Origin of the sequence: Streptomyces atratus (genome assembly GCF_014648655.1) — a bacterium.
GTDB classification, from domain to species: domain Bacteria; phylum Actinomycetota; class Actinomycetes; order Streptomycetales; family Streptomycetaceae; genus Streptomyces; species Streptomyces atratus.
The window spans coordinates 62,860-73,531 of sequence record NZ_BMRN01000027.1; the positions used below are offsets into that span (position 1 = coordinate 62,860).

The 10,672-nt window shown below is 69.5% G+C and carries 10 protein-coding genes and 2 pseudogenes; 4 read left to right on the forward strand and 8 right to left on the reverse strand.

What is annotated here, in order from left to right; translation table 11 throughout:
* The first annotated feature begins 240 nt into the window (after window positions 1-240).
* Window positions 241-1,278 (forward strand): C40 family peptidase, encoded by a 1,038-nt coding sequence (locus IEZ15_RS30555; RefSeq protein ID WP_189280261.1) that lies wholly within the window; start codon window positions 241-243, stop codon window positions 1,276-1,278.
* Window positions 1,279-1,341: 63 nt separating this feature from the next.
* Here the strand turns inward: IEZ15_RS30555 and IEZ15_RS30560 are convergent, their stop codons facing one another.
* The gene (locus IEZ15_RS30560) at window positions 1,342-2,016 is read right to left on the reverse strand and encodes a CBS domain-containing protein (RefSeq protein WP_189280262.1); all 675 of its coding nucleotides are present in this window, start codon (window positions 2,014-2,016) and stop codon (window positions 1,342-1,344) included.
* A gap of 227 nt (window positions 2,017-2,243) precedes the next feature.
* Here IEZ15_RS30560 and IEZ15_RS30565 point away from each other — a divergent pair, with 227 nt between their 5' ends.
* A complete protein-coding gene (locus IEZ15_RS30565) occupies window positions 2,244-3,164 on the forward strand; it encodes a DUF1918 domain-containing protein (protein WP_189280277.1) in 921 nt (306 codons plus the stop codon).
* A gap of 378 nt (window positions 3,165-3,542) precedes the next feature.
* Here the strand turns inward: IEZ15_RS30565 and IEZ15_RS30570 are convergent, their stop codons facing one another.
* Window positions 3,543-4,673 carry a site-2 protease family protein gene (locus IEZ15_RS30570; protein ID WP_114249480.1) on the reverse strand — a complete coding sequence of 377 codons (1,131 nt, stop codon included), beginning with the start codon at window positions 4,671-4,673 and terminating at the stop codon, window positions 3,543-3,545.
* A gap of 241 nt (window positions 4,674-4,914) precedes the next feature.
* On the opposite strand from IEZ15_RS30570, the gene IEZ15_RS30575 reads away from it, so the two are divergent.
* Complete coding sequence (locus IEZ15_RS30575) at window positions 4,915-5,196, forward strand: ATP-binding protein (RefSeq protein ID WP_373302647.1); 282 nt, start codon at window positions 4,915-4,917, stop codon at window positions 5,194-5,196.
* 218 nt (window positions 5,197-5,414) lie between these two features.
* Here IEZ15_RS30575 and IEZ15_RS30580 read toward each other — a convergent pair whose 3' ends face one another.
* Window positions 5,415-6,092: a 4'-phosphopantetheinyl transferase family protein gene (locus tag IEZ15_RS30580; protein WP_189280263.1), complete on the reverse strand. Its 678-nt coding sequence runs from the start codon at window positions 6,090-6,092 to the stop codon at window positions 5,415-5,417.
* A gap of 22 nt (window positions 6,093-6,114) precedes the next feature.
* Complete coding sequence (locus tag IEZ15_RS30585) at window positions 6,115-7,395, reverse strand: glycosyltransferase (RefSeq protein ID WP_189280264.1); 1,281 nt, start codon at window positions 7,393-7,395, stop codon at window positions 6,115-6,117.
* Window positions 7,396-7,529: 134 nt separating this feature from the next.
* On the opposite strand from IEZ15_RS30585, the gene IEZ15_RS30590 reads away from it, so the two are divergent.
* On the forward strand, window positions 7,530-8,849 hold the full coding sequence (locus IEZ15_RS30590; protein ID WP_189280265.1) for a glycosyltransferase: 1,320 nt from the start codon (window positions 7,530-7,532) through the stop codon (window positions 8,847-8,849).
* A 188-nt stretch (window positions 8,850-9,037) separates the two neighbouring features.
* Here IEZ15_RS30590 and IEZ15_RS30595 read toward each other — a convergent pair.
* The 4 genes and pseudogenes from IEZ15_RS30595 to IEZ15_RS30605 all read right to left on the reverse strand — a co-directional run.
* A pseudogene (locus tag IEZ15_RS30595) lies at window positions 9,038-9,166 on the reverse strand (NAD-dependent epimerase/dehydratase family protein); the annotation flags it as partial.
* A gap of 13 nt (window positions 9,167-9,179) precedes the next feature.
* Window positions 9,180-9,341 (reverse strand): annotated as a pseudogene (locus IEZ15_RS47270) (glucose-1-phosphate thymidylyltransferase); the annotation flags it as partial.
* A 176-nt stretch (window positions 9,342-9,517) separates the two neighbouring features.
* Entirely contained in the window at window positions 9,518-10,393 is an 876-nt protein-coding gene (locus IEZ15_RS30600; protein ID WP_189280266.1) for a hypothetical protein, read from the reverse strand.
* Window positions 10,390-10,602, reverse strand: coding sequence for an MbtH family protein (locus IEZ15_RS30605; protein WP_114248261.1), 213 nt, complete (start codon window positions 10,600-10,602; stop codon window positions 10,390-10,392). The genes IEZ15_RS30600 and IEZ15_RS30605 overlap by 4 nt, the downstream gene beginning before the upstream one ends.
* Window positions 10,603-10,672: the final 70 nt, after the last annotated feature.

Genomic DNA, 10,672 nt, shown 5'->3' on the forward strand with positions numbered 1-10,672 from the left:
CCCTTCTCATCCCTGAGCAGTCTGCACGGAGGCAGGCATGGACCGTCAGCGAACAGCGAGTACTTGCTACTAAAACACTTAGCTGTCTAGTATTTGGGCTCGGCCCTCTCGCATACGTGACCACACAAGTTCCGGGCGGTGCGGCCGAATGAGCCTCACGTACCCACAGCGCCTGACTACGCCAGAAGAACCGAACGATCCCTGGCGAGGGCGGTCGAGGAAGAAGGAGCTGGCCCCACCATGGCGTCCCACCGCCGCCCCAAGCCGCCCCGCAGGAACCAGACGACCGTGCTCACGACAGCCGCTCTGGCCGTCGTCGCCCTGTCTGCGCAGTCGGCCTCGGCCGACCCTGTGCCCGATCCGACGAAGAAGGGCGTCAAAGCTCAAGTCGACCGGCTCTACGAAGAAGCCACACAGGCGACGGAGAAATACAACGGCGCCAAAGAGAAGGCCGACGGCCTCGAGAAGGATGTTTCGGCTCTTCAGGAAACCGCAGCACGCAAGCAGGCGGATCTCAATTCGATGCGTACACGCATAGGTTCCCTCGCCGGCGCCCAGTACCGCAGCGGCGGCGTGGACCCGTCCATGCAGCTGATGCTCTCCACCGACCCGGACTCCTTCCTGGAGAAGGCATCCCTCCTGGACCAGGTCGGCGCACGCGAACTGAGCATCTTTCAGCAGTTCCAGATCCAGCAGCGCGGACTGCAGCAGCAGCGGGTCGAAGCCTCCAGGAAGCTGGCGGATCTAGAGGCCACTCGCACCGAACTCCGCCGCAAGAAGTCTGAGATTCAAGGCAAACTCGCCTCCGCCCAGCGACTCCTCAACACTCTGAGCGCCAAGGAGAAGGCCCGGTTGGCGGCGGAGGAGGAACGCGCGAACCGCGACAGCGCGCGCGTGAACCTCGGCAATGAATCAAGCGCCTCCTCACTCGCCGCTGCAGCCTTCGACGCCGCCAAATCCCGCGTGGGCCTGCCCTATGTGTGGGGAGCCACGGGACCGGGATCCTTCGACTGCTCGGGCCTCACGTCGTGGGCGTTCAAGCAGGCCGGTGTCTCCATACCCCGCACCTCCCAGGCACAGGCCAACGCCGGAACGCGTATCAACTCACTGAGTGCTCTGAAGCCCGGCGACCTCATCATCATGCGGACCGACTTGAGCCACGTCGGCTTCTACGCGGGCAACGGGCAGATACTCCACGCCCCCAAACCTGGAGCCCAGGTGCGCTACGAATCCATCGCACGCAGCGGTATGCCGTTCATGTGGGGCGTGCGAATTTGACGCCCACCCGAAAGCCCCGCCCAGCCACCGGCGAGCGGGGCGGGTTGCGGGGGCCCGAATGTCTCACGTGTCGGTGCGGGAAGTCCGGGCGTCGTCGGTCCGGTAGGTGATGTGCTCAGCGACGGAGACCACACCGTCGACGCTCCGGCACAGCCTTTCGATGATGGGGATCAGGCTCTTGAACTCGACGGATCCGCCGAGGACGACCTGCCCCTGGCCTACTTCGACCGTCACCTCCGAGGGGGCCAGACCCATCGTCCGCTGCAGCACGTCCCGGTTGATTTCCTCATGGATGGCGTCGTCGCGGCGCAGGAAGACCCGCAGCAGGTCACTGCGGCTGACGATACCCAGCAACTTGTCCGTCTCGTCCACGACGGGCAGCCGTTTGACGTTCTGCACCTCCATGAGCCGGGCCGCCTCGACCACGGTCCACTCCGGACGCGCACACACCGCGGGAGCCGACATCAGTTCCTCGGCCCGGGCCCCCTCCGCCTTGGCCCGCTCCCACGCCTCCAGATGCGGAATCGGTGTCCGGCCGGACGGATCGGCCTGGTCGGAAGACTTGCGCAGCAGATCGGCCTCGGACACAACACCCAGGGGCCGATCCAGTTCATCCACAACGGGTACCGCTGTGACATCGTTCTCCGCCAACAGCTTGACGATCTCTTTGAACGGCAGGTCACGCCGTGCCCGGACGACGTCTCGAGTCATGAGCTCTGCGACAGATCGGTGGTGCATGCGGCTTCTCCTTTCGGGGTGTGACGGCCAGTAATGGTCATGTGCCGAGCGTGTCAGGACCTGTCGCCCGCGAGCCGCGCCGGTGGCCCGGCCCCACTCGTCGGCGGACCAGTGGGCCCGATACCAGCCCCCTCGGCCCTGCGGAATCACGGTTTCTCATCCCGTGCGGCGACACGCCATGCGTGGCACGTTGGGTACAGCAACATGATGAGGAAACGGCGGCGATCATGCGAGCTCACCTCGGCGATCAACTTGTTGTCGAAAGCCCGGTCACCGGCGCCAGCAGGCGCGACGGCGAGATTGTCGGACTCCACCACGAGGACGGAACCCCTCCCTACGACGTGCACTGGTCGGATACCGACCAGGTGACGCTCGTGTTCCCCGGACCCGACGCCCATATCCGTCACCTTGAGCACAGGCCGGGTAGCAGATCCCGCGAGCCGTCCCGGCCGGGCTCGGCTGAGCCTGGCGCCGAATCCGCCGGGGTCCACCTCGATGGCGCACCCAACCCCGGCGACATCGGCCGGCGCGTGGCCATGGAACGCGAGCGACAGGGGCTCAGCCGCGCAGAAACAGCCCGCCGCGCCAGAATGGCGCCGGACTACCTGGCCTACCTCGAACAACGGCCGGCTGACCCGAGTCCGGCGAGTCTCATCAGCCTGGCCGACGCACTCGGCACCACCGCCGCAGCCCTGCGCGGAGGCGGCATCGATCTGCCACCCGGCCAGGGCGAGGCGCTCCTGCACCCCCGACTGCAGGACCTCGGCCCCGACGAATGCCGCGCCCGGCTCTCCACGCACGGCGTAGGACGCGTCGCGGTGTCGACACCCGATGGCCCGGCAATCCTTCCGGTGAACTACGAGGTCATCGATGACGTTATTGCCTTCCGGACCGCGCCCGACTCGGTGCCTGCGATGGCCGGGGGAACAGATGTCGCATTCGAGGTCGACCATGTGGACGAGGCCATGAGCCAGGGTTGGAGCGTGCTTGCCGTAGGCCCTGCGCGGATCGTTACAGAGCCCGACGCACTGCGGCAGCTTGCCGATCGCGCCCATACCACGCCTTGGGCAGGGGGCGAACGCGAGACGTGGGTGTCGATCCGGCCCACGCGCCTCACAGGGCGGCGTATCAGTCCGGCTGATCAGTGACGGACAGCGGACTGCCGCGACGCCCGGCGGGCCATCTACGACCACGATCCGGCCCTGACCTCACAGCGAAGTCGTTCAGCACATGGCGCACGGTGTAGGGGTGGGTGTGGGGTATGTGGTCGGCAAAGTCCGTGATCGTAGCGGAAAGGGGCGAGGTCGACGAGTTCGAAGCAGCGCTCGTGCCGGCTGGCGGCGTGCTCGTCCCCCGTCCGGCACGCCCTGTGGGCCAGTAGGCCCAAGTCCGGGACGGCTCACACGCGCAGTATGGAGGCCGGGGCAAGTCGGAATGACTGTTGTCGCGCCGAATCCGGGAGTCGGTCGTGCGCTTCTGCCGGCGTGGATAGTGGGGTCGCCGTCTCCCAGGCATTCCTGCCCGGCTCAGTCGGGCCCTTGGCCCCCCAGTGTGTGCCGCTGCATCAGCCGCGAAATGTCCTTCGCGGTAACGATCCCCACCAGATGGCCCCCGTCGACGACGAGAATGCGCATGCCAGTACCCGAGCGGAGCTTGTCGAGCGCCTCACTCAGAAGATCACTCGGGGCGGCAACCGCGCACTGTGACAGCGGGATCGCCACCTCACGCACGCGCAGCGCCTCCCGACGCGCTCGCGGTATCCGGGCAAGCCCGCGTATCTGAACGATCCCGCTGGGACGGCCTTCGAAATCGAGCAGCGGCACGGCGGAATGGCGGGAGTTCACCGCCACCTCGTCGACGAAATGCCGGATGGTCAGCCAGTCGGCGCCCGTCGTCACCGGGCTGGACATGGCATCGGCGACCTTGACGCCCCGCAGTGCTGTGTGGATCACGGCGCGCTGTCGTTCGGCGCCGGCGACGACCGCGATGAAGAGACCGACGAAGACGAGCCACAGCCCGCCCGGCACCCCGCGCAGAAAGGAGATCCAGCCGAAGGCCATCAGCAGCCCACCCACGACCTGACCGCTTCGGGAGGCCGCCCGATCCGCACGTTCCCGGTCTCCGGTACGCCACCACAACAGCGCCTGGACCACCCTTCCGCCGTCGAGCGGCGCAGCGGGAAGGAGGTTGAATGCGCCCAGGAACAGGTTCGCCCAGCCGAGCCACACCAGAACGGCGGCAGGCACCGCCCAGCCGGACATCGAATGCAGCCCGATTCCCGCTCCGAGCGCGGCGCCTCCAATGGCCAGGCTGGTGAGCGGCCCGCTGACCGCCACCGCGAAGGCCACCGCGGCCGTCTGCGGTCGCCCCATCCGGGTCATCCCGCCCAGCGCCCACAGCGTCACATCCTGTACCGCGATCTTCTTCCTGCGGGCAGTCGCAGCGTGTGCCGTCTCGTGAAGCAGGAGGCTGCCCATGAGTAGCACGGCCCCCACCGCACTGGCGAAGGTGTAAACCGCATCGGAGTGCCCGGGGGTCCATGCGGGGAGGGTCTGGCGGCCAAGACCGTACGCGAACAGGACCACCAGCAGCGGCACGCTCCAGTGCATCCGCAGTGGTACCCCGACAACTTGTCCGACACGGACCGAGCCGTTCATCGTCGTCTCCCGCCGGCTCGGCACCCGGTCCACCGGACAGGACCTCGCGACCTGACTCCGTGAACCGACCAGCACGGCACCCACTCACCATTGTCGCTCTCGGAATCTCCCGCAGTCGGCCAGGGCCAAGGCCGGCGTTTCCTCCTCAGTTCCGTGGCCTGCGTCGAGCGCGTCGCCGCGCAGACACGGTCGGGGAGGGCGGATTCAAGTTCAGCTTCCGTGCACCGAAGAGGCCGTGCTGATGGCCGACCGGATCGTCGTGCTCGGCTCCCGCCCCTGCGGCACGATCCGCGACATCACCGATCAGACCAGCGTCTTTGCGGTCGTGAGCGACAACGGGCCAGGCATCCCCGAGGAGCTCCAGCCCGGAATCTTCGTCCGCGCCGACCAGGCCCGCTCCCGTAGCACGGGGAGCGCCGGTCTGGGCCTCGCCATCGTCCACGCCGTCATCACCGCCCGCGGCAAAACCGCCACCGTCAGCCCCGGGCACACCACCTTCCGCCTCACACTCCCCGACCACTGACACCGCACGGCCCGGTCGGCGCACCGCTGGATCAGGCCCGTGAACAGCCCCGCATCACGGAGCGTCCGCAGCGGAGGGGAAGGCCAGGTCCAGGTCGAGATGGCGGCGTCCAGGAGCGCGTGCCGATTCGGCCAGGCCGCGACGGCCCGGTCGAGGTTGCGACCGATGGTGTCACCGAGCAGGAGTGTGTCTCGCTTGTGCCGTGCGCGTACAAGAGTTCACCGAGCATGCCGCGGCCGACCTTCGGGCGCCTGCCCTCGCCCGCGGCGAAGATCGGCCGGGTCTGCGCCACCGGGTCCGAAGCGTCCGCGCAGTTCGACGGTCGTGGGGGCGGCCGAGGCGAGCGCGAGGACGTGCCGTCCGGAATCGGCGAGCAGGGCGGCACAGAAGATCCCGGGGTCGTCGGCAAGGGGCCGCAGGGCGGGCAGGCCGCCGCGCGCGGGCGTGGGCGGCCAGCGCTCCGGGACCGGCACCGGCCGGCCGAGGCCTCCGCCGCGCAGTCCCCGGCCTCGCGCCTTGCCGATCGCCTCCTTCTGGGTCCACAGCCACAGGAACGCCGCGGGCCTCGCGGCCGGCGGGACGCGCGCCAGCCAGTCCGCGGCGGCGGCGTCCAGCCACCGCCCGGCCATGCGCAGGGCGGGGACGGGCCGTACGGCCTCGACGTCCACGCCGACCGGCCCCGTGGTGCCGAGTGCCACGGCCCAGACACCGCGGCCGTGGCTGATGCTCACGTGCGGCGGCGCGGCGGCGCCGGCCAGGCGGGGGCGGCCGCCCGGTTCGTACGTCAGGCGGAACGCGTCGGCCGGCTCCCCGGTCAGCAGCGCCGCGCCGCGGAGCAGGGCGGTGTGCGCCGCGGTGCGTGCGTCGCCGGCCGTGGGTCCCCACAGCACGGTCACGCCCGCACGCGCCACGCCGGTCTCAGGCTTCCCGGTGGATGTGTTCCAGCGCCTTGACCGCGTTCTCCGCTCCGTTCTCCCCCTTGAGTTTCTCCGCCAGGCGACGGGTGTTGTCGGCGATCTCGGGGTCGGTGATCGTGTGCCGCACCGCCTCGACGAGCCCATCCGCGGTGAGGTCGTTGTACGGGATGGGCTCCGGTGCGACACCGAGGTCGCGCAGGTGGTTGCCCCACATCAGCTGTTCCTTGTGGAAGGGGCAGGCCATCTGGGGGATACCGGCCTCGAGGGCCGCGTTGAGGGTGCCCGGGCCCCCGGCGTGCACGGCCGCGCGGACCCGGGGGAACAGCCAGTCGTACGGAACGTCGCTCTCCACCAGGACGTTCGCGGGCGGATCGGTGATGCTGATGCCGCCCCAGCCGGTGACGACCACGGCACGCACGCCCGTCCGGCGCACCACGTCCAGCACCAATTGCCCGGTCTTCTCCGGATCGCCGTGCGCGAGGCTGCCGAAGCCGAAGAAGACCGGTGGCTCGCCGGCTTCCAGGAAGCGGAGCAGCTCCGCCGAGGGCCGCTGGTTGGCGGGCAGTGACCAGAAGCCGGTGGTGTGGACCCAGTCGGGCCACTCCGGGGCCGGTTCGAGGACGTGCGGGCTGAAGCCGTGCAGGACCGGAGTGGGCCTGCCGTCGGGGCGGTGCCGGAAGTCCAGGTAGTCGTCGCGGAGCGGCAGCCCCAGGGTCTCCGTCCGCCACGTGGAGATCATCTCCACCAGCAGCGGGTTGAGGGGAGCGCTGTTCACCCGCGCGTGCTGCTCCAGGTTGTCCGGCCTGGCCTCCAGCGAGCCGAGCTGTGCGGGGTAGCGGCGGGACGCCACAAGGTTGGGGTGAAGCGTGGCGAGCACGCTCGGGATGCCCAGCTTCTCGGCCATCTGGTGCATGACCTGACGTGAATGGTGCGAGTGGACCAGCAGATCGGCCCCACCGCGTGCCGCGTCCCAGAACTGCCGGAGCAGGACGGGATACGTCTTGGGCATGAATTCGCGGAATATCGCCTCGCGGGCCTTTCGGTATTCCTCGGATTCCGGGTCCGTGGTGAGGAGCAGCTTGCGGACGTCCGGCCGCTGGAGCAGCTTCACGCCCTCGTCGGTCACCGGGGCGAACCGCACACCGTACGACTCCGCGAAGGGTTCGAAAATGCTCGGACCGACGAGGGTGGCGGTGTGTCCGGCGCGATTGAGCGCGTGGGCGACGGCCAGATAGGGCTGCAGATCGCCACGCGTGCCATGGGAATAGATAAGCACCTTCACCCCGGCGACATTAGGGGCGCCGGACCTTGGCCGGCTGGACGCCGTCTGCACGCGGAAAGCTGCCTCTTGTCAGTGCCGTGGCGGTCGATGAGCATGACCGTGATCCACGTCGTCCATCAGCGGAGGAGACCGAGATGAAGGCTCTGGTGTACTGCCACGGGAGCCGTGGGGACGTACAGCCGTATCTGGCCCTGGCCCATGCCCTGAATAGGGCCGGGCACTCCGCGACCCTGGTGGCGCCGAGGCTCTTCGCTCCTTTCGCCGCCGCATACGACGTGGAATTCGCCGGTCTGGACGACTGGTCCCTCACGCTGTGGCACAGGCCCGAGGTCCGCAAGCTGCGCTGGACGAGCGACCGGCGGACGCCGGAGACGGAGCGTCAGCGGGCCGCCCTGAAGCAGGAGGCGGTGGACCGCTACCCGATCATTCTCAAGGACATGTGGGAGGCGGCGGCCGACGGCGCCGACATCATCATCCACTCGCAGGCGTCACGCGAACAGATAGCCCAGATCGCGGAGAAGCTGGGAATCCCGAACGTGTTCGCGGTGCTTTACCCGAACTTCGTGGTCTCCCGCCGGTACCCGGCCTTCGGCCGGCTGTCGGACGTCTTCAGCGACCAGGTGGACGAGAGCGGGGCGGACCCGTACAGCTACATTCCGCCGCAGCTGATCACGATGATCGAGCACTGGCGGTCCGAAACGCTCGGCCTGCCGCCCCGCGACGGCTTCCTGGACTTCCGGTACCGGGCCGACGGCAGCGCCACTCCGGTACTGCACATCTTCAGCCCGCACGTGATCACGCCCGCGGCCGACTGGCCCGACACCGTGCACACCGCGGGCTTCTGGCATCTGCCGCCGGCTCCCGACTGGCAGCCGCCGGCCGAGCTGGTGCGCTTCCTGGAGGCGGGTGAGAAGCCGGTGTTCGTGGGCTTCGGCAGCACCCTGAGCCCCGATCCGCAGGCCACGGCCAGGATCGTCCTCGAAGGTGTCCGGGCGTCGGGGCAGCGGGCCGTGGTCGTCGAGGGCTGGGGCGGCATCCAGGTCACCGACTACGCGGACGACATCCTCACCGTCAAGGACGTGCCCTACGCGTGGCTGCTGCCACGGGTGCGCGCGGTGGTCCACGCAGGCGGACCCGGCACGTACAACGACGCGCTGCGCGCCGGAATCCCCCAGGTCATCTGCCCGTTCGAGACGAACCAGCGGATGTGGGGCGAGCACCTCAACCGGCTGGGGGTGGCCCCGCCCCCCGTCATGCAGCGCGACCTCACCCCCGAGGGGCTCGCCGCCGACATCCGGCACGCGGTGACGGACCCGGGGATCGCGGCCGTCGCCGCCCGCTTCGGCGCGCTTCTCGGCGCGGAGGACGGACTGGGGGCGGCGGTCCGGGTCCTGGAGAAGGTCCACGCCGAGGGGGGCGGGGGCGCTGACGCCCCACCGCCCCCGGCAGGTTGACCGTGCGGCGCGCCGCCTTCACTGTGCGGCGCGCCGGACGAGCGGCTCCCACCGGGCGCGGTGGTCGCCGTACCACTGGACCGTCGGCGAGCCCGGTGTCGAAGTCCTTGCGCGGCCGATAGCCGAGTCCGGCCCGGGTCCTGTCCACCGCGAAGCGGCGGTCGTCAGCCGGTCAGACTCGGTCAGCGGCCCTCGGACACGTCGCCGTACACCTCGTCCGTGGAGATGTGCACGAGGGCCGCAAGGCCGGTCCGGAGCGCGGCCTCAAGCAGCGTCTGCGTGCCGAGGACGTTGGTGCGCACGAACTCCGCCGCGCCCGGTCCGCGACGTGCCGGTGTGCTTCCAGTAGCCGAAGTGGGTCGTGGAGCGGACGTCGGCGCCCCGGTCGATCAGCCATTGGACGGCGTGGGTGATCTCCAGCCCGCCGCGCCACGAGGGGGAGATGGCGCGCACCGCCTCGTGGACCGCCGGGGTGAACAGGTAAACGCCGACGGCGATGTGGCCTCCCTGTCCGCCACGTCCTGCAGGACGTGGAAGAGCACCGGCCTGTTGGCGATCGGGACCAGCTGTTTGGCGGACGAGTAGTGATCGGCCGCAGCCGGGTGCCCGTGCCGCCCGCGAGGACGAGAGCCTTCACCCGTGATGCCCGCCGCGTCGGTGCCGGGCGGTCACGTCCATGAGACCACCGTGCCGTCGTCGATGAACCCGAAGATCCCGGCCAACGTGGTGCGCCTGGTGCCGGGGTCGGAGTTGGGCTCCACGGCGTGCACATGGGAGCCGTTGAAGACATAGACGTCTCCCGGGTGGACGTCGATCCACCGGCACTCGATGCCGTCCAAGGTCCGGGTCGGATACGGGGAGCCCGTGTGGTGCAGGCCCATCCGCCGCTTGGACGCGTCGTCCGGCTGGATGTTCCACACCAGCAGCCGGCCGCCGTCGCCTTTCTCCAGGCAGATGTTGAGGGCGCAGACCTCGTGGTCGACCACCCGCTGGATCTCGAAGTCCGCCTGCCGGGGCTCGGTGCACTGGGAGCGGTCCTCATGCGGGTCCAGGGCGTACCTGCCGTCGCCGTGCCAGGAGCGCAGCAGGCCGCGGGACGCGGTGCGCCCGTGGTGGCGGGCCAGGCGCACGTCCACACCCTCGGGGGCGAGCTCCTCGGCCAGGCCCGTGTAGAAGGTGGTCAGCGGGTCGTCGGGCAGGTCGAGCACCTTGTCGAGGGCGGCGGCGCCGCGCTCGGACTCGTCCAGGTAGTGCTCGGTCGTCTTGTGGTAGTGGTAGGCGCCGAGGTGGTAGCTGGGGGCTTCGGTGCTGCGCCGCTCCCGGTCCGGGCTGTCCCAGAACCGGGCGGCGAGTTCGGCGCAGACGTCCCGCGCGACCATGCCCCGGAAGATGACGCCCGCGCGGCGGCCGCGCAGGACGTCGACGACCGGCTCGGGGCGGAACTCATGGTGCTCGGGGAAGCTGAAGTAGTCGGCGTCGCCGCTCCAGCCGGTGACCGTGCGGCTCGGCGGGGCCTGGACCGCCCCTGTCCCGGTCCCGGTCATCGGCCGCCCATCTGCTCGACGAGGCTTTTGGGCCGCATGTCGGTCCAGTGCTCCTCGATGTAGTCGAGGCAGGCCTGGCGGCTGTCCTCCGGGTGAGCGACCGTCCAGCCGGCCGGCACCTCCGCGAAGACCGGCCAGAGCGAGTGCTGGTCCTCGTGATTGACCAGCACAACATACCGGCCGTCAGGATTCTCGAACGGGTTCGTCATGCGGGCACTCCCTTGGGTTTGTGTCCTGAAATCGCGAGAGTCATGGAATTCGAATGGTGCACGACACGGG